Source organism: Streptomyces sp. NBC_00582, from assembly GCF_036345155.1.
GTDB lineage: Bacteria > Actinomycetota > Actinomycetes > Streptomycetales > Streptomycetaceae > Streptomyces.
Window position 1 is genome coordinate 4,211,196 of sequence record NZ_CP107772.1, and the last position, 18,293, is coordinate 4,229,488.

The following is an 18,293-nucleotide window of genomic DNA, read 5'->3' on the forward strand; positions in this document are numbered from 1 at the left end:
CTACGGGGGCGCGGGGAACTGCGCGACCGGCCCCATCGGCGCCGCGGACAACCGACGGCCCGGCGCGCCGGCGCTTCCGGCAGAGCCCTCAGTGGGGCTTGCCGCCCCCCTTCCCGTGCCCCCGCCCGGGGTTCTGCGTGCCGCCGGGCGTGCTCCAGGACGGTGAGGCGGTGACGGATGGCGCGACGGTCGTCGCCGGGCCCCCGGGAGTTCCGGCCGAGGCGGTGACGGAGGGCGCCGAGGACGTCGTGGACCCGGACGACGGGGTCGTAGGCACTCCGGACGCGGCGGACTCACCCGTCGAGGACGGCGTGCCGCTCGGGGATCCCGAAGGGCTCACCGTGCCGTCGTGCGCCGAGCGGGTGTTCCCGCGCTTGTCCTGCCGGCCGTCCGCCGGGGAGCCCGAGGTGAAGGACAGGCCCGCCACCAGCGCGGCCAGCGACACCGCGCCCACCGCCCCCGCCGCGACCGCGAACCGGCGCGAGCGGCCGCCGCCCGTGCGGCGCGCGGCGCGGCGGCGGTCCGCCCGGCCGCCCGCCACCGGCTCCCCCGCGAGGCGGGGCGGCCCGGCCGCGGGGACGCGGGGCAGTCGCTGGGTCTCGTCGTACGCGTTCTGCCACCCGTGCGCGGCCGCCGGGTCGGCGTACTGCTCATACGACGACGGGTCGGGCTCCGCGTCCGGGTGGTACACGATCGGCCGCACCGAAGGGGCGCCGCTCTCACCTGGCCTGGACATGGCCGCGCATTCTAGATACCGGCGCGCCCGCGGGACAGTGACCGGCGATAACAGACCAAAACACCCGTCTCGCGTGGTGGAAAACACGCCCCACGGGGCGTTACCGGGCCGTAAGCTCCCTGACATGCAGGTGATCCAGTCGACGAAGCTCGCCAACGTCTGTTACGAGATCCGGGGCCCGGTTCTCGAGGAGGCGATGCGCCTGGAGGCGGCAGGGCACCGCATCCTCAAGCTCAACACCGGCAACCCGGCCGCCTTCGGCTTCGAGGCCCCGCCGGAGATCCTGGAGGACGTCCTCCGCAACGTCTCCACGGCGCACGGCTACGGCGACGCCAAGGGTCTGCTCGCGGCCCGCCGGGCGGTCGTCATGCACAACCAGACCCTCGGCATCGAGACGGACGTCGAGCACGTCTTCGTCGGCAACGGCGTCTCCGAGCTGATCGTGATGGCGATGCAGGGCCTGCTGGACGACGGCGACGAGGTGCTCGTCCCCTCGCCCGACTATCCGCTGTGGACCGCCGCCGTGTCGCTGTCCGGCGGTACGGCCGTGCACTACCGGTGCGACGAGCAGTCGGACTGGATGCCGGACCTCGCCGACGTCGAGCGCAAGGTCACCGACCGCACCAAGGCGATCGTCATCATCAACCCCAACAACCCGACGGGCGCGGTGTACGACGAGGCGATGGTCCGGGGGCTCACCGACATCGCGCGGCGCCACAACCTGCTCGTCTGCTCCGACGAGATCTACGACAAGATCCTGTACGACGGCGCCACCCACACCCCGACCGCCGCCGTGGCCCCGGATCTGCTGACGCTCACCTTCAACGGGATGTCGAAGGCCTACCGGGTGGCCGGCTACCGGGTCGGCTGGATGTCGATCTCGGGCCCGCGCGCCCACGCCGACTCCTACATCGAGGGTCTGACGATCCTGGCGAACATGCGGCTGTGCGCGAACATGCCGGGCCAGCACGGCGTGGTGGCCGCGCTCAGCGGACGGCAGTCCATCAACGACCTGGTGCTGCCGGGCGGGCGGCTCAAGGAGCAGATGGACACGGCGTACGAGCTGCTGACGCAGATCCCGGGCGTGACGTGTGTACGGCCGAAGGGCGCGCTGTACCTCTTCCCGCGTCTGGACCCCACCGTCTTCAAGATCAAGGACGACCGGCAGATGGTCCTGGACCTGCTGCGCCAGGAGAAGATCATGGTCGTCCAGGGCACCGGCTTCAACTGGCCCGAGCCGGACCACTTCCGGGTGGTGACCCTGCCGACGGCGACGGACCTGAGGGACGCGGTGGGCCGGATCGCGCGCTTCCTGGACGGCTACGGCCAGCCCTGACCACGGGGGGCTCACCCTCTGTAGAGGCTGTGGCCCTGTTCTGTGAACGTCTCAACTTTAGACGAAATCTAAGCTAGGATGGCTTCCTGTCAGAGCACAGGAGGCCATCCTCATGTACGAGCCGATCCGCACCAAGTCGGTCCACAGCACGATGGCCGGCACGCCCTCCGACTTCCCCCACCGCTCCCGCGAGGAGGAGCTGGACATCCAGCTCGCCGGTCATCTCTCGGCCCTGCTCGCCGTCACCGACGAACTGCGCGGACCGGCGCCGTCCGCCGACCTCGACGGCGCGGCCACCCGGCTCGCCCAGCAGGTGGCCCGGCTGCGGGGAGGACGGACGCCGGCCCGCGCGGCGACCTCCGCCGTCCGCGAGTCCCGTCTCGCGGCCCTGCACCAGCGGGCGCACTCCCTAGCGGGTCGCGCCCTGGTCGTCGCCGCGTCCCGCGCGGACACCAAGGCGGCGATCCTGGCGGCGGAGCGCATGGAAGCCCATGCCGCCGCGCTGGCGGAGCAGCAGGAGCTGAGCACCGCCGGCTGACCCCTCGGGGTCCCCCCTACGGCCCCGGTCCGCGTGCACCCGCAGCGACGCGCGGACCGGGCGCCATTTTTTCCGCCCGACTGCATTCGGGTGGACCCTGTGCCCCGAGGGCCCGCGCACACCTGTGCCACCAGTACAGCCTCGTAACGTCGATGCGGTGAAACGCAGGCAATTGTTGGTGGTGCTCTCCGGTGCGGCTGCAGTTGCCACCGGACTGATGTCGTGGTCGGTCGTGGCCTGGGCTGCGGCGACCTCGAACACCGAGGCGCGGGCCTCTTCGAAGCAGACTCCCCCGAGTGCCGATGCCCTGCTGCAGGCCGGGATCGCGGCGCAGCAGAAGGGCGATCCCCAGGGCGCCTCCCGGTTCTACGGGGTGGTCCTGAGCCTCGACCCGCAGAACAAGGTCGCCTGGTACAACCTGGGCGTCATCGCCCATCAGGACGGCCGGGCCGCCGAAGCCCGCAGGGCGTACGACAAAGCCCTGAAGATCGATCCGGCGTTCTCCTCGGCCCTCTACAACGAGGCGCTCCTGCTGGAGTCGACCGATCCCGACCGGGCGATGGGACTTCTGGAACGCGCCGTCGGCGCCGACCCCCGGGCGGCCACGGCCCATCTGCATCTCGGGGACCTCTGGGCGCGCAGAAGACGGGACCGGGAAGCCGCCGAGGAATTCCGCAGCGCGGTGGCGACCGATCCCTCGCTCCTCTCCCAGGTGCCGGAAGCCTTCCGGGATTCCCTGAGCCCGTCCCCCGCACCGAGCCCGGCAGGGAGCCCCCGATGACGACACAGACACCCGACCGGACCGTGCGGGCGTTGACCGTGTACACCTTGGTGGCGACCGCCCTCGCGGCCCGTATCGTCCTGCTCCCCGAGGAGTCCGGGGACTACCTCACCTTCCTCGACCCCTGGTACCGGCACCTCGCCTCCCACGGCGGGTTCGGCGCCCTCGCCGACCCCGGTTTCTCGGACTACAACGTCCCCTACCTCTATCTGCTGGCGGGGCTGACCTATCTGCCGGTGTCGGCGCTGGCCGGGATCAAGTGGATCTCGATCCTGTGCGACCTGGCGATGGCCTACTACGCCTTCCGGATCGTGGCCCGGCTGCGTCCCGCCCCGTCCTGGGCGGCCTTCGGCGCGGCCGGGGTGGTGCTCCTGCTGCCCACCGTCGTCGCCAACAGCGGCTGGTGGGGGCAGTGCGACGGTGTCTACGCGGTCTTCCTGGTCGGCGGGATCCACCACCTGCTGCGGCGGCGGCCGTGGTGGGCGTGCGCCTTCTTCGGGATCGCGCTGGCGGTCAAGTTCCAGGCCGTGTTCCTCTTTCCCTTCCTGCTGGTTCTGGTGGTGCTGGGGCGGGTGCCGTGGCGGAGTCTGCTCGCGATCCCCGCGGTGTACCTCGCCCTGGACGTGCCGGCGTTCCTGTTCGGCGCCGACCCGTGGCGACTGCTGACGGTCTACGCCCGGCAGACGGGGACGTACCACCAGTTGTCCGTCAACGCGCCGTCCGTCTACGCCTTCGCCTCGATGCCCGACGGCACGGACACGGACGCCGTCCGCACGGCGGGGGTCCTCGTCGCGGGGACGCTGGTGGCGCTGCTGATCGGGCTCACGGTGTGGACCCTGCGGCGGGGCCGGCCGGGCACCGCGGACACCGGTCCCACGGGCGCCGGGCTCACGGACCGCGGGATCGTGCTGACGGCCGCCTGCTCCGCGCTCGTCGTGCCGTACGTGCTGCCCTCGATGCACGAGCGGTACTTCTACGTCGCCGAGGTGCTCACCGCGGTGGCCGCGTTCGCGCTGCCCCGGCGGCTCTGGTACGTGCCGCTGCTGGTGCAGCTCGCCTCGTTCGGCAGCTATGTGAAGTGCAACTCCGCCACGCTGGCCGCGTACATGCCCATGCCGGCGTTCGCCACGCTGATGCTGCTGGCGACGATGGCCCTGCTGCGGACGACCGCCCGCGAACTGCGCGACGCGCCCGCCGCGCCCACCGCGACCGGCCCGCGGCTCGTCAGCCCGACCGCGGCCGAGCCGGCCCGGACGTGACGGCCGCCCCGGGGGCCAGGGGCGTACCGGTGTCGTCGGCGACGTAATAGGTGGGCCGCCGCTGGGTGGCGGTGTAGATGCGGCCGATGTACTCGCCGACCACCCCCAGGCAGATGAGCTGCACGGAGCCGACGAACAGCACCGCGATGATCAGGGAGGTCCAGCCGCGGGTGGTGTCGCCGGCGGCGTACACGGCCAGGGTGTACGCCAGCATCCCGAGGCAGACGCCGAAGGCGAGGACGCCGAGCCAGACGGCCAGCCGCAGCGGGGCGACGGAGAAGCCGATGACGCTGTCCACCGCGAGCAGGACCATCTTGCGCAGGGGGTACTTGGTGCGGCCCGCGACACGGGGGTCCCGGCGGTAGGTGACCTCGCCGCTGGGGAAGCCGAACCACGGCATGAGCAGCCGGTACACCTGCGGCTGGTCGGGCAGCGCCTTCAGCGCGTCGAGGGCCTCGCGCGACAGCAGCCGGAAGTCGCCCGCCTGGGCCGAGACATGGTTGCCGACCATCCGGCGCATGAGCCAGTAGTAGGCGCCCGCGCTACGGCGTTTGAAGCCGGTGTCGCTGGAGCGGTTGCCGCGCACGCCGTAGACGATGTCGAGGTGGCGGGCGCGGGCCAGGGCGAGCATCTCCGGGATCTTCTCCGGGGGATCCTGGAGGTCGGCGTCGAGGCTCGCGGTGTAGCGGCCGCGGGAGTGGTGCAGTCCGGCGGTCAGCGCCGCCTGATGTCCGCTGTTGCGGCGCAGGCGCACCACCCGCAGCTGGGGCCAGCCGGTCCGCAGCCGGGTGAGTTGACCGGACGTCCCGTCCGTGGAACCGTCGTCGACGGCGACGACCTCGTACGTCTCGCCCGTCGCGTCGAGCACCGGCCGCAGCCGCTCCGCCAGGGCGGGAAGCGCCTCTTCCTCGTTGAACATCGGAATGACGACCGACAGCTCGACAGATGACATACGGACACCGGCCTTCTGCTCACTTACGGTAGTATTTGCTTACTTACCGTACAATGCTGGAATGGCTCAGCGCGTAGAGACACACGCCCCCCGCACCGCGGGGGTCGCCCGGCAGCTTCCCGTGTTCGCGGTCATCGGGGTGCTGTCCACACTCGCCCACCTCGGCCTGTTCACCGCGCTTCGGCCGGTGCTCGACGCGCAGCTCGCCAACCTGGTCGCGCTCTTCACCACCGCCGTGGCGAACACCGCCGCCAACCGCCGGTTCACCTTCGGGGTGCGCGGCACGGAGGGTGTCGCCCGGCAGCAGCTCCAGGGGCTGGTGGCCTTCCTCGCCGGGCTCGCGCTCAGCAGCGGCGCCCTCGCCCTGGTGCACCGGATGGTGTCGGACGCGCCGCGCGTGGAGATCGCCGCGCTGGTCGTGGCCAACGGGACCGCGACGATACTGCGGTTCACACTGCTGCGGTGGTGGGTGTTCGCGAAGGCGGCGTGAACGGGCGAAGGCCTGCCGCCACCTCCCCGTCGGGGCGGACGGGTGGTGACGACAGGCCCAGGGTTCCCCACGCCGTTGTGCGGAACCTCGCCGGTCTGTGGTGCTGTTCACCGCGGCCGGCCGTGACGATATTGCTGGTCAGGGCTCGATCGGTAGCCGGCCGCGGCGTGTGTGGAGGGCGTCAGCCCAGGCGCCGCACCAGTGCGCGGTACTCGTCCCACAGCTCCTTCGGGGTGTGCTCGCCGAAGGTGTTGAGGTGCTCGGGGACCAGGGCGGCCTCCTCGCGCCAGACCTCCTTGTCGACCGTGAGGAGGAAGTCGAGGTCGGCGTCGGACAGTTCCAGGCCCTTGGTGTCCAGGGCGTCCCGGGTCGGCAGGACGCCGATCGGGGTCTCCACGCCCTCGGCCTTGCCGTCGAGCCGCTCGACGATCCACTTCAGGACGCGGCTGTTCTCACCGAAGCCGGGCCAGACGAAAGCGCCCTCGTCGTTCTTGCGGAACCAGTTGACGTAGTAGATCTTCGGGAGTTTCGCCTGGTCCTTGCCCTTGGCGACATCGACCCAGTGGCCCATGTAGTCGCCCATGTTGTAGCCGCAGAACGGCAGCATGGCGAACGGGTCGCGGCGCAGCTCGCCGACCTTGCCCTCGGCGGCGGCGGTCTTCTCGGAGGCGACGTTCGCGCCGAGGAAGACACCGTGGTTCCAGTCGAAGGACTCCGTCACCAGCGGGACCGCGCTCGCGCGCCGCCCGCCGAAGAGGATCGCCGAGATCGGCACACCCTTGGGGTCCTCCCACTCGGGCGCGATGATCGGGCACTGCGAGGCCGGGACGGTGAAGCGGGCGTTGGGGTGGGCGGCCGGGACGTCCGCGGACGGCGTCCAGTCGTTGCCCTTCCAGTCGGTGAGGTGGGCCGGGGTCTCCTCCGTCATGCCCTCCCACCAGATGTCGTTGTCGTCGGTGAGGGCGACGTTGGTGAAGACGGAGTTGCCCCACAGGGTCTTCATCGCGTTGGCGTTGGTGTGCTCGCCGGTGCCGGGCGCGACGCCGAAGAAGCCGGCCTCGGGGTTGATGGCGTACAGCCGGCCGTCCTCACCGAAGCGCATCCAGGCGATGTCGTCACCGATCGTCTCGACGGTCCAGCCGGAGATGGTGGGCTCCAGCATGGCGAGGTTGGTCTTGCCGCAGGCGGAGGGGAACGCGGCGGCGACGTACTTCGACTCGCCCTGCGGCGGGGTCAGCTTGAGGATCAGCATGTGCTCGGCCAGCCAGCCCTCGTCACGGGCCATGACGGAGGCGATCCGCAGGGCGTAGCACTTCTTGCCGAGCAGGGCGTTGCCGCCGTAGCCGGAGCCGTAGGACCAGATCTCGCGGCTCTCGGGGAAGTGCGAGATGTACTTGGTCGAGTTGCACGGCCACGGAACGTCCGCCTGGCCCTCCTCCAGCGGCGCGCCGAGGGTGTGCACGGCCTTGACGAAGAAGCCGTCGGCGCCGAGCTCGTCCAGGACGGGCTGCCCCATGCGGGTCATGGTGCGCATGGACACCGCGACGTAGGCGGAGTCGGTGATCTCGACGCCGATCGCGGAGAGGTCCGAGCCGAGCGGGCCCATGCAGAACGGGACGACGTACATCGTCCGGCCGCGCATCGAGCCGCGGAAGACGCCCTTCTCCCCGGAGAAGATCTCCCGCATCTCGGCGGGCGCCTTCCAGTGGTTCGTCGGGCCGGCGTCCTCCTCCTTCTCGGAGCAGATGAACGTCCGGTCCTCGACCCGCGCGACATCGGTCGGGTCGGAAGCGGCGTAGTAGGAGTTGGGGCGCTTGATCGGGTCGAGCCGTTTGAAGGTGCCCTTCTCGACGAGCTCCCCGCACAGGCGCTCGTACTCGGCCTCGGATCCGTCGCACCAGACCACGCTGTCCGGCTGTGTCAGTTCGGCGATCTCGTTCACCCACGAGATCAGTTCCTGGTGGTTGGTCGGGATGACGGTGGGAGCCGCGATGTCGCGCGCCACGATCGCTCCTAGGTGAGGGGTTTTTTGTTGGAGGCCCCGTGGGGGCTGCGGCCCGGATGCTTGGCGACTGGATCTTCAGCGCTCATCCGGTGCCGACCGCACTCATCTGATCATCCGACGCTTGCGCCCATCTGTCCAGAAGGCGTCACAGGTGAGCGGAGTGAGCATCGCCACGCATAACCGCGCTTCTTTGCGTCCACTTGACGTTCAGCAGAAGATTCTTTGGAATGAACCCGCGCGATCCCGCGGGACGCCACCGTGAGATGATGGCCACTCTTCGCCCCTGAACCCGCAGGACTGATCCGTAACTTACGGTTCCGTAGGTACGATGCGGCCCATGACTGCGCCTGTCCCCGACGCGCCCACGGACACGCCGGCCGACGGCCGCGGTCCGCTCGCGCTCTCCCTGCCGGACGAGATCAAGCCCAAGCTGCGCGGCTGGCTGCATCTCGGCATGTTCCCGGCCGCCCTCATCGCCGGCCTGGTGCTCACCGCCCTCGCGGACTCCGCCCGGGGCCGGATCGCCTGTGGCATCTACGCGCTCACCGCCTGCCTGCTGTTCGGCGTGAGCGCGCTCTACCACCGGGGCAACTGGAACGCGCGCATGGACGGCATCCTGCGCCGCCTCGACCACGCCAACATCTTCCTGATCATCGCGGGCACCTACACCCCGCTGACCCTGCTGCTCCTGCCGGGGGGCAAGGGCCAGTGGCTGCTGTGGGGCATCTGGGGCGCGGCGCTCGCGGGCATCGCCTTCCGGGTCTTCTGGGTCGGCGCCCCGCGCTGGCTGTACACCCCCTGCTACATCGCGATGGGCTGGGCGGCCGTCTTCTTCCTGCCGGATTTCATGCGCACGGGCGGGATCGCGGTCCTGGTGCTGGTCGTCGTCGGCGGGCTCCTCTACAGCGCCGGCGGCGTGATCTACGGCATCAAGCGCCCCAACCCCTCACCTCGGTGGTTCGGCTTCCACGAGGTCTTCCACTTGCTCACGCTCGCCGCGTTCGTCGTCCACTACGTCGGGATCTCGCTGGTGGCGTACCAGCACGCGTAGCGTCACTTTTCCGCCATCCCAGGGCCACGGCTTCTCCGCCGTGGCCCTTTTTCGTACCCCATGGCAATTGACACCAACTATGTTTTGAGAGTTACTTTCATTTCATGGTTACTGTCACGAACGCTTCCGAGGTGGGACGCGATCCCCGCCGCTGGTGGGCCCTCGGGGCCCTGGTCGCGAGCATGCTCACGCTCGGCTTCGACATGACGATCCTCAACGTGGCGCTCCCCACGATGGCCCGGGACCTCGGCGCCACCACCGGCGAACAGCAGTGGATGGCCGACGCCTACGTCGTCGTCTTCGCCGCGCTGATGCTCCCCGCAGGCCTCCTCGGCGACCGGTTCGGACGGCGCCGGATGCTCATCACCGGACTGGCCGTCTTCCTCGCCGGCTCACTGGTGGGCGCTCTGGCCGGGGGCGTCGAGGCGGTCGTCGCCGCCCGCGCGGTGATGGGCGTCGGGGCCGCGCTGGTCACCCCCCTCGCGCTGTCCGTCCTGCCCTCGCTGTTCGCCCCCGAGGAGCGCACCAAGGCCGTCGGCATCGTCTCCGCCGGCTCGACCCTCGGTCTGCCGCTCGGCCCGATCATCGGCGGCTGGCTGCTCAACCACTTCTGGTGGGGCTCCGTCTTCCTCATCAACCTCCCGATGGCCGCCCTCGGCATCGCCGCCTGCGTCCTGCTGCTGCCGGAGACCCGCGACCCCGCCTCCCCCACGGTCGACACCGTCTCCACCGCGCTCACCGCCACCGGGCTCGGCACGCTGATCTACGCGATCATCGAGGCGCCCACCCGAGGCTGGGGCGACCCCCTGGTCGTCGCCATGTTCGCGGTGGCCGCCGTACTGATCACCGCGCTGGTCCTGCGCGAGCGCAAGGCGTCGCGGCCCATGCTCGACATGGGGCTGCTCGCCCACCGGGGCTTCCTGTTCAACACCCTCGCGGCCACCTTGGTGATGTTCGTCCTGTCCGGCCTGATGTTCGTCCTGCCGCCCTATCTCCAGGCCGTCCTCGGCCACGACGCCCTCGGCACCGGGGTGCGGCTGCTGCCGATGATGGGCGGGCTGATGGTCGCCGCGCGGGCCGCGCAGCCGGTCGTCGCCCGCTTCGGCGCCCGGGCCGTGGTGAGCGCGGGCCTGGTGGTGCTGGCCTTCGCCGCGCTCCTGGGCAGTCGTACGACCGTCGACTCCGGCTACGGCTTCACCGCGCTGTGGCTGTCCGTCGCCGGAGCCGGCTTCGGGTTCTCGATCGTGCCCGCGATGTCCGGCGCCCTCGGCACCCTGCCCTCCGACCGCGCCGGCAGCGGCTCGGGACTGCTGATGACCCTGCGCCAGGTCGGCGGCGCCATCGGTATCGCCCTGCTCGGCAGCCTGCTCGCGGGCGCCTTCCGCGACCGCCTCGACGTCACCGGCCTGCCCGCCTCGGCCGCCGACACCGCCGGGGACTCGGTCGTCGCCGCACACGTGATCGCCGAGAAGACGGGCTCCGCGCACCTGGCGGCCTCCGCGGACGCCGCCTATGTGCACGGCATGACCCTGGCCCTGCTGGTGTGCGGGATCGCCGCCCTGGTCTCCGCGCTGCTCGCGGCGGCCTTCCTGCCGGGGACGGCCGCGGCCCGCAGCGCCGGGAGCGCGCGGCCCGCGGTGGCCCCGCACGAGGCGGATGCCTGAGAATGAAGCCCATGACGGCCGCCCGCACCACCTCCCCCGCCGACCGCCCCCCACTGGGTCTGCGCGAGCGCAAGAAGATCAAGACGCGCGAGGCGATCCGCACCGCGACGTACGCGCTGATCAAGGAGCAGGGGTACGACGCCACGACGATCGACCAGATCGCCGAGCGCGCCGAGGTGTCGCCGTCGACCGTCTTCCGCTACTTCCCGACCAAGGAGGACATCGTCCTCACGGACGAGTACGACCCGATCCTCTTGGAGGAACTGCGGGCCCGCCCGGCGGACGAGCCGTGGGCGCAGACCGTCCGGTACGTGATGCAGGAGGCCGTGCGCACCGGCATCGAGGAGGACCCCGAGGTGGCGCGCATCCGCACCCACCTGCTGGTCCAGGTTCCCGCGGTGCGCTCGCGGATGATGGAGAGCATGTCGGTCACGGGCCGGATGTTCGCCACCGCGGTGGCCGAGCGCACCGGCCTCCCCCCCGACAGCCTGGAAGTGCGCGTGTACACGATGTCGCTCATCGGCGGACTGATGGAGACCTCCATGTACTGGGCCGAGCAGGGCCACCAGGGAGACTTCCCCGCCCTCCTCGACCGCGCCCTGGACGTCCTCCAGAACGGCCTGCCCGTCGAAAACCGCTGAGGCGGAGCCCCTCCCGCATGCCATCCTGACCAGGTGAACCCACCCGAGATCCACGTCGAAGTGGCCCCCGAGCTGGCCCTGTTCGTCCCGCACGCCCGCCGGACCGGCACCCACCCGCTCGCCGTCGACGGCGTCTCCACCCTCGGCCATGTCGTCGAGTCCCTCGGCGTCCCGCTGACGGAGGTCGGCACCCTCGTCGTCGACGGCCGCGAGGTGCCGGTCTCCCACGTCCCGGCGCACGGCGAGCGGGTGACGGTCCGCCCCGTCGCCCGCCCCCAGCAGGTCCCCGGCGCCCCCCTGCGCTTCCTCCTCGACGTCCACCTCGGCACGCTGGCCCGCCGGATGCGGCTGCTCGGCGTGGACACCGCCTACGAGTCCACCGACATCGGCGACCCGGCCCTCGCCACCCGCTCGGCCGCCGAACAACGGGTCATGCTCAGCCGCGACCGGGGCCTGCTGCGCCGCCGTGAGCTCTGGGCGGGCGCCTACATCTACAGCACCAGCCCGGACGACCAACTCCGTGACGTCCTCGACCGCTTCCGCCCCGACCTCGCCCCCTGGACCCGCTGCACCGCCTGCAACGGCCTGCTCCGCGAGGCCACCAAGGACGAGGTCGCCGACCAGCTCGCACACGGCACCCACCGCTCCTACGACGTCTTCGCCCAGTGCGCCTCCTGCGGCCGCGCCTACTGGAAGGGCGCGCACCACGAACAGCTCGAGGCCATCGTGGAGCGCGCCCTGGCGGAGTTCACGCGCTAGCGGGCCGCTTCAGCCGCGCCGGACGACCGCTTCTGTCGCGCCGGCCGACCGCTTCGGCCCCGCCGACGGGCATCTTCGGTCGCCCAAGGCGCTGCGAAGGCGTCCGGGTTCGGATCTCAGGACGCCCCACCTGAGTCCACGGCCGGCCGGCCGACCCGCGGGGCCCCTTCAGCCGCCCAAAGCGAGACGAAGGCGTCCGGGTTCGGATCTCGGGACGCCCCACCTGAGTCCACGGCCGGCCGGCCGACCCGCGGGGCCCCTTCAGCCGCCCAAAGCGAGACGAAGGCGTCCGGGTTCGGATCTCGGGACGCCCCACCGGAGTCCACCGGCCGGCCGGCCGACCCGCGAGGCCCCTTCAGCCGCCCAAAGCGAGACGAAGGCGTTCCGGGTCGGTCGTCGGGGCGTCGCAGGTGAAGTTGCGGCAGACGTACGCCGTCGGTTCACCGTCCCTCAGCGTCCGGTCGGCGAGCAGCGGAAACTCCTCGCTGCCGACCGTGCCGTACGCCACGACCGCCCCCGGCGCCGCGCCGAGCAGCGCCGTACGGAGCAGGATCTTCGCGGCCGGATCGTCGAACTCGGCCGCCACGACGGCCACCTCGCGCGGACCGTCGAGCAGCGCCTCGGCCGCCGCGAGCCCCCAGCCGATGAACCGGGGCACCCGCGGCCCCAGCGCCTTGACGACCCCGAGGGCCTTCTCGGCGGCCGTGCGGTGCGCCTCGGAACCGGTGTGGGCGGCATAGCCCAGCAGCGCACCGGCCGCCGCGGTCCACCCGGAGGGGACGGCGTTGTCCGTCGGGTCCTGCGGCCTGCGGATCAGCCGCTCGGCGTCGGCGGCCGTGTCGTACAACGCACCCGACTCCGGGTCGGCGAACCGCGCGAGGACGTGGTCCAGCAGGAACCCCGCGAACTCCAGCCAGACCCCCTCCCCGGTCACCGAGGCCAGCGCGAGGAACCCCTCGGCGACATCGCCGTAGTCCTCCAGCACCCCCGCGTTGGCCCCGGCCTGCCCGTCCTTGCTGGTACGGGAGAGCCGGGCCCGCTCGTCGAGATGCAGCCGTACGAGGAGATCGGCGGCGCCCACGGCCGCGGCCACCAGGTCGGGGCGGTCGAAGTAGGCGCCGGTCTCGGCGAGCGCGGCGATGGCGAGCCCGTTCCAGGCGGCGACGACCTTGTCGTCCCGGCCGGGGGCGGCCCGCCGGGCACGGGCGTCGAAGAGCCGCCGTGTGATGCCGGCGATCTTCTCCGCGTCGAAGACATGGTCCTGCTGGGGCAGCCGCAGCACGGAGGCGCCCTGCTCGAAGGTGCCCTCCTCGGTGACCCCGAAGTAGTGCGCGGCGAGCCGCGCGTCCTCGGCGCCGAGCACCTCGGTCAGCTCCGCGGGCGTCCACACGTAGTACGCGCCCTCGACATGCTTCCCGGTGCCGTCGTCGCTGTCGGCGTCGAGCGCCGAGGCGAACCCGCCCTCCTCGGTCCGCAGCTCCCGCACCATGAAGTCGGCGGTCTCCAGGGCGACGCGCCGCGCCAGCTCGGAGCCGGTGGCCCGCCAGAGGTGCGCATAGACCCGACAGAGCAGGGCATTGTCATACAACATCTTCTCGAAGTGCGGCACCGTCCAGTCCCGGTCGACGGAGTACCGGGCGAACCCGCCGCCGAGCTGGTCGTAGATCCCGCCCCGCGCCATCCGCTCACAGGTGTCCTGCGCCATCTGCAACGCGCCCTCGGCGCCGGTACGGGCGTGATGCCGCAGCAGGAACTCGATCACCATGGACGGCGGGAACTTCGGCGCCCCGCCGAACCCGCCGCGCTGCGGGTCGTACTCCCGCGTCAGCCCCAGCAGCGCCTGCGACAGCTCCTGCTCCCCCGGCGCCTTCCCGTCCCCGAAGGAGATCTCCCGCTCCGCCAGATCCCGCACGATCTTCCCCGCGACCTCCGCGACCTCGTCCCGCCGCTCCCCCCACGCCTGCCGCACGCCCTCCAGCACCTGCCGGAACGACGGCATCCCGTGCCGGGGCGCCGGCGGGAAGTACGTACCGAAATAGAACGGCTCCGCCTCCGGCGTCAGGAACACCGTCATCGGCCACCCACCCTGCCCGGTGGCGGCCTGCACGGCCTCCATGTAGACGGCGTCCACGTCGGGCCGTTCCTCGCGGTCCACCTTGATGCTCACGAAGTCCGCGTTGAGCTGGTCGGCGGTCGCCCGGTCCTCGAACGACTCGTGCGCCATGACATGGCACCAGTGGCAACTGCTGTACCCGACACTCAGCAGCACCGGCACCCCCCGCCGCCGCGCCTCCTCGAAGGCCTCCCCCGACCAGGGCCACCAGTCCACCGGATTGTCGGCGTGCTGGAGCAGATACGGGGACGTCTCATGGGCCAGTCGATTCGGCATACCTCCATCCTGCCCGACCGGCGACGGTGAGTCCTGCGACGGCGGGCGATCACCCCGCCCGTCGCCCCTCTCGCGCTCCCGCGTCCCCCGAAGCACACTCGTGGGGATGCTGGTTGGCGCCGGAGGGGGACGGGACATGCGGGACAGCCACAAAGCGGAGGCCGAGCGGTTGTTGGCACGGGCCGTGGAGGAGGAGGTACGCCGGTCGGGCGGACGAACCGACCGGCAGGCCCTCCTCACACGGGCGCGCGGGGCACTGGACGCGATGGCGCAGACCGCCGCCGAGGAGTACGAGGCCTACGCCCGCGCCCTGGACGAACGGGACGCCGGGCGGGTCAGCTTCGCGCAGCGGTACGCCCGGGAGGGCGGCGGACGGACGCCTCTGCTGGTCGCGGGAGTTGCCGCGGTCACGACCGCGGTCGCCGACCTGGCCCTCGGCACCGGACCCGGCACCGCCCTCGGGGCCGGGGTGGCCGTCGGGGTGGTCGGGGCCGCGGCGACGGTCGTGAAGGTGGCGGGCTCCCATCTGCCGGCCGCCCACCACCGCGCCGGCGAGGTCGGACAGCCCGGCGGCGCCGAACAGTTGCGGCTGCAGTGGCTGACCGCGCTGGAGGTACGCGGGATCCGCCCGTTCCTGGACCAGCAGCGGGTGCTCGACGCGACGACCGGTCCCCGGCCGAAGAAGACGCCCGGCCCCCAGCTGAAGGGCGCCGACAAGAGCGCGGCGGCACGCGGACGGACGGTCCTGGAGCAGTCGTTCACCCAACTCCCCGAGGCGAAGGGCCCGTTCGCCGGCCGACGGGCGGAGCTCGCGCAGATCCGGCAGTGGGTGCAGTCGGCCCGGGCGAGCACACAGACCAGGCCCACGGTCGTCGTCCTGCACGGCCCGCCCGGCAGCGGCCGCAGCGCCCTCGCGGTACGGGCCGCGCACGACCTGCGCGACCAGTTCCGCGGCGCGTGCGTCGTCGACCTGCGCGGCGACAGCGCGGAGAACACCCCGCTGGCCACCCGGGACGCCTTACTGCATCTGCTGAACCGGCTCGGCGCGCCCCGCGAACAGCTCCTCTTCCGCGAGCGCTCCTCCCCCGACCAGCAGGTCAAACGCCTCGCCGACCTCTACTACCAGCACCTCACCGGTCTGCCGGTCATCGTGCTCCTCGACGACGCCTCCACCCCCGAGCAGGTACGCACCCTCGTCCCGGAACGCTCCGACAGCCTCGTCCTGGTCACCACCCGCAACCCGCTGGCGCTTCCCGCCGAGCTGTCCGCCTGGGTGCACCATCTGCCCGTACGGCCCCTGGAGGCGGCGGGCGCCGAGGAACTGCTGAGCGCCGCCGCCCAGGACGCCACGGGCCCGTACGACGCCGAATCCGCCGACCGGATACGGCAGTTGTGCGGCGGGCTGCCGCTGGCACTGCGGATCGCGGGCTCCTCGCTGGGCCCGCGCTCCCCACGCGCACTGGCCACCGACCTCGGCGCGTACGGCCCCGTCGAGCCCGTGGAGCGCGCGCTCTGGCTGCGCTACACCGACCAGCCCGAAAGCACCCGCCGACTGCTGCGGCGCCTCGCCCTCGCCGGACGGGCCTCGCTCGGCGCGGCCGCGGCCGCCGCCCTCCTCGCCACCGACCGCACGGAGGCCGCCCGCCATCTGACCGCCCTCGCGGACGCGGGCCTGGTCGACCGGGTCCGCGGCGACCGCTACCGTCTGCACGACCTCGTCCGCGCCTTCGCCCAGGCCCGGCTGCTGGACGAGGAGGAACAGACGGAGCTCACGGCGGCCCAGGAACGCCTGATCGTCAGCCACGCCGAACTCGCCGACTCCGTCCTGCGCCTCGTCGACGGCAACATGTCGACCCGCTCCGACCGCTTCACCCCGCACGGCTTCACCTCCCTCGACGAGGCCCTGCGCTGGCTGGACGACGAGTCGAGCTTCATCACCGCGACCCTGCGCCAGGCGGAGGGCGTGCACGAGACCGCCGTCCTGAGCCTGCTGGGCGCCCTGTGCGACTACTGCCTGCTGCGCGGCGACCTCTACCGCCTCGGCGAGATCAGCGAGCTCGCCCAGTCGGTCGGCCAGGACCTGCTGGTGCGGTCCGTGCAGTGGCGTACGGGCATCGCGGCCCGGCAGCTCGGCGAACTCGACAAGGCCCGTGCGACCCTGGCCTCCGTCGTCGACCTGTATCTGCAGGCCCATCACGACGCGGGCGCCGCCCGTGCCCTGTGCTCCCTCGGCATCACCCTGCACCACCAGGGCAGCCTCACCGAGGCGGCGGCGAAACTGCGGGAGGCACTCGATCTGCAGGCCGCACCCAAGCTGGCGACCGACCGCGCCTGGACCATGCACGCGCTGGCCGCGGTGGAACGCGACCGGGCCCGGCTCGGCGAGGCCCTCGACCTGCTGACCCGCTCCCTGGTCCTGCACCGCGAGGGCGGCTCCGTCCACGGCGAGGCCTGGGCCCACTTCCAGCTCGGCCAGCTCAACCTGCGCCGCGGCGACGTCCGCGCCGCCGAGGCCGACCTGCGGCGCGCCCTCGATCTGTACGGCCGTACCCGCGACGAACGCGGCGCGGCCTGGGCGCTGACCCAGCTGGCCCGGGCCCGCATGATCGCCGGCGAACCGTCCCCCGCGGTGGAGGGGCTGCGCGCGGCGGCGGCCCGGCACCGCGCCAACGAGGACGCCCGCGGCGAGGCCTGGACCGTGTACTACCTGGGCCTCGCCCTGGAGGAGACCGGCGACCTGGACGCCTCCGTGCGCGAACTGGAACGCTCACGCTCCCTGTTCTCCCGGATGCGCGACGTCTACGGCCTCGCCTGCGCCCGCCATCACTCCGCGCGCGTCACCCGGGACCAGCGGGCCGCCCAGACCGGCTCCCTGCGCAACTCCGGTTTCGCCCGGCAGCTCCTCGTCGACGCCCGCGCCGACTTCCAGCGCATCGGCGTCGCCCACGGCGAGGCCTGGACCTGCGTGGAACTCGCGATCATCGAGGCGGGCAACGCCCGCACCGAGCAGGCCCTCGCCCTGTGCGCCGAGGCCGCCGCCCTGTTCTCCTCCTACGGCGACCGCCGGGGCGAGGACTGGGCCCGCTTCCTGCGCTGCACCCTCCTGCCGTACGGCGCACCGGGCGGCACGGAGGTCGGCACGGCCGTCGCCCAGGAGGAACTGGCCCAGCTCAACCGCACCACCCACCCCCTGCGCGACACCAAGCTGTCCGAGTCCATCGCGGCCTACACCGTCCTCCTGGACCGCGGCATCCACCCGGAAACCGGCTGGCAGGCCTGGCGCCTCGGCCTGGTACCGGGCCGCCACGAACGAGAGGTAATGGGAGTGGCACTAAACCCACCGGCCGACGAGCGGTAGGGAGCCGGGCCTACGCCCCCCTACGGGGTCCGGCCGTACGGCCCGGGTGCGCGGGCCTGGGCGGACGGGCTCGGCTCTGGGGGCCTGGGAGGGCGGGCTCGGGAGGGCGGGCTCGGGAGGGCGGGCTCGGGAGGGCGGGCTCGGCTGTGGGGGCCCGGGAGGGCGGGCCCGGCCTGTTCGGGCCTGGGCGGGCGGGCCCGGCCGAGCGGGGCCAGGCGGCGAGCGAGGCGGGCGAGCTGGGCGGGCGGGCCCGAGCGGGCGGGCTCTGCTGTGCGGGCCAGGCGGGCGGACTGGGCGGGCGGGCCCGGCCGAGCGGAACCAGGCGGGCGAGCTG

General features: G+C 72.3%; 14 protein-coding genes. 10 read left to right on the plus strand and 4 right to left on the minus strand.

The window, feature by feature from the left end; genetic code table 11:
* Positions 1-88: 88 nt before the first annotated feature.
* Positions 89-736: a hypothetical protein gene (locus OG852_RS18435; protein ID WP_330348476.1), complete on the minus strand. Its 648-nt coding sequence runs from the start codon at positions 734-736 to the stop codon at positions 89-91.
* A gap of 124 nt (positions 737-860) precedes the next feature.
* On the opposite strand from OG852_RS18435, the gene OG852_RS18440 reads away from it, so the two are divergent.
* From OG852_RS18440 to OG852_RS18455, 4 genes are all read left to right on the plus strand, one after another.
* Entirely contained in the window at positions 861-2,072 is a 1,212-nt protein-coding gene (locus OG852_RS18440; protein WP_133912682.1) for a pyridoxal phosphate-dependent aminotransferase, read from the plus strand.
* A gap of 112 nt (positions 2,073-2,184) precedes the next feature.
* On the plus strand, positions 2,185-2,610 hold the full coding sequence (locus tag OG852_RS18445) for an SCO4983 family protein (protein ID WP_330348477.1): 426 nt from the start codon (positions 2,185-2,187) through the stop codon (positions 2,608-2,610).
* 157 nt (positions 2,611-2,767) lie between these two features.
* Positions 2,768-3,391, plus strand: coding sequence for a tetratricopeptide repeat protein (locus OG852_RS18450; RefSeq protein WP_330348478.1), 624 nt, complete (start codon positions 2,768-2,770; stop codon positions 3,389-3,391).
* A complete protein-coding gene (locus OG852_RS18455) occupies positions 3,388-4,650 on the plus strand; it encodes a glycosyltransferase 87 family protein (protein WP_330348479.1) in 1,263 nt (420 codons plus the stop codon). The genes OG852_RS18450 and OG852_RS18455 overlap by 4 nt, the downstream gene beginning before the upstream one ends.
* Here the strand turns inward: OG852_RS18455 and OG852_RS18460 are convergent.
* The gene (locus OG852_RS18460; protein ID WP_133912686.1) at positions 4,616-5,602 is read right to left on the minus strand and encodes a glycosyltransferase family 2 protein; all 987 of its coding nucleotides are present in this window, start codon (positions 5,600-5,602) and stop codon (positions 4,616-4,618) included. The genes OG852_RS18455 and OG852_RS18460 overlap by 35 nt on opposite strands.
* 61 nt (positions 5,603-5,663) lie before the next feature.
* Here OG852_RS18460 and OG852_RS18465 point away from each other — a divergent pair, with 61 nt between their 5' ends.
* Positions 5,664-6,092, plus strand: a complete 429-nt coding sequence (locus OG852_RS18465; RefSeq protein WP_330348480.1) for a GtrA family protein — start codon at positions 5,664-5,666, stop codon at positions 6,090-6,092.
* Between the two features lie 181 nt (positions 6,093-6,273).
* On the opposite strand, the gene OG852_RS18470 is transcribed toward OG852_RS18465, so the two are convergent.
* Positions 6,274-8,097, minus strand: a complete 1,824-nt coding sequence (locus OG852_RS18470; protein WP_133912688.1) for a phosphoenolpyruvate carboxykinase (GTP) — start codon at positions 8,095-8,097, stop codon at positions 6,274-6,276.
* A gap of 337 nt (positions 8,098-8,434) precedes the next feature.
* On the opposite strand from OG852_RS18470, the gene trhA reads away from it, so the two are divergent.
* The 4 genes from trhA (at position 8,435) to OG852_RS18490 (ending at position 12,212) form a co-directional block, all read left to right on the plus strand.
* Positions 8,435-9,148: a PAQR family membrane homeostasis protein TrhA gene (trhA, locus tag OG852_RS18475; RefSeq protein ID WP_330348481.1), complete on the plus strand. Its 714-nt coding sequence runs from the start codon at positions 8,435-8,437 to the stop codon at positions 9,146-9,148.
* Between the two features lie 104 nt (positions 9,149-9,252).
* Positions 9,253-10,812: an MFS transporter gene (locus OG852_RS18480; protein WP_330348482.1), complete on the plus strand. Its 1,560-nt coding sequence runs from the start codon at positions 9,253-9,255 to the stop codon at positions 10,810-10,812.
* A gap of 11 nt (positions 10,813-10,823) precedes the next feature.
* The gene (locus tag OG852_RS18485; RefSeq protein ID WP_443064538.1) at positions 10,824-11,453 is read left to right on the plus strand and encodes a TetR/AcrR family transcriptional regulator; all 630 of its coding nucleotides are present in this window, start codon (positions 10,824-10,826) and stop codon (positions 11,451-11,453) included.
* Between the two features lie 33 nt (positions 11,454-11,486).
* Positions 11,487-12,212 (plus strand): Mut7-C RNAse domain-containing protein, encoded by a 726-nt coding sequence (locus OG852_RS18490; protein ID WP_133912692.1) that lies wholly within the window; start codon positions 11,487-11,489, stop codon positions 12,210-12,212.
* A 355-nt stretch (positions 12,213-12,567) separates the two neighbouring features.
* Here OG852_RS18490 and OG852_RS18495 read toward each other — a convergent pair whose 3' ends face one another.
* Entirely contained in the window at positions 12,568-14,601 is a 2,034-nt protein-coding gene (locus OG852_RS18495) for a thioredoxin domain-containing protein (protein WP_133912693.1), read from the minus strand.
* Positions 14,602-14,737: 136 nt separating this feature from the next.
* On the opposite strand from OG852_RS18495, the gene OG852_RS18500 reads away from it, so the two are divergent.
* Positions 14,738-17,959: a tetratricopeptide repeat protein gene (locus tag OG852_RS18500; protein ID WP_330348484.1), complete on the plus strand. Its 3,222-nt coding sequence runs from the start codon at positions 14,738-14,740 to the stop codon at positions 17,957-17,959.
* Positions 17,960-18,293: the final 334 nt, after the last annotated feature.

Excerpts from the sequence above, each read along its gene's own strand:
- OG852_RS18435 (WP_330348476.1), bottom strand. The coding sequence starts at position 736 with ATGTCCAGGCCAGGTGAGAGCGGCGCCCCTTCGGTGCGGCCGATCGTG.
- OG852_RS18440 (WP_133912682.1), top strand. The coding sequence starts at position 861 with ATGCAGGTGATCCAGTCGACGAAGCTCGCCAACGTCTGTTACGAGATC.
- OG852_RS18445 (WP_330348477.1), top strand. The coding sequence starts at position 2,185 with ATGTACGAGCCGATCCGCACCAAGTCGGTCCACAGCACGATGGCCGGC.
- OG852_RS18455 (WP_330348479.1), top strand. The coding sequence starts at position 3,388 with ATGACGACACAGACACCCGACCGGACCGTGCGGGCGTTGACCGTGTAC.
- OG852_RS18460 (WP_133912686.1), bottom strand. The coding sequence starts at position 5,602 with ATGTCATCTGTCGAGCTGTCGGTCGTCATTCCGATGTTCAACGAGGAA.
- OG852_RS18465 (WP_330348480.1), top strand. The coding sequence starts at position 5,664 with ATGGCTCAGCGCGTAGAGACACACGCCCCCCGCACCGCGGGGGTCGCC.
- trhA (WP_330348481.1), top strand. The coding sequence starts at position 8,435 with ATGACTGCGCCTGTCCCCGACGCGCCCACGGACACGCCGGCCGACGGC.
- OG852_RS18480 (WP_330348482.1), top strand. The coding sequence starts at position 9,253 with ATGGTTACTGTCACGAACGCTTCCGAGGTGGGACGCGATCCCCGCCGC.
- OG852_RS18485 (WP_443064538.1), top strand. The coding sequence starts at position 10,824 with ATGACGGCCGCCCGCACCACCTCCCCCGCCGACCGCCCCCCACTGGGT.
- OG852_RS18495 (WP_133912693.1), bottom strand. The coding sequence starts at position 14,601 with ATGCCGAATCGACTGGCCCATGAGACGTCCCCGTATCTGCTCCAGCAC.
- OG852_RS18500 (WP_330348484.1), top strand. The coding sequence starts at position 14,738 with ATGCGGGACAGCCACAAAGCGGAGGCCGAGCGGTTGTTGGCACGGGCC.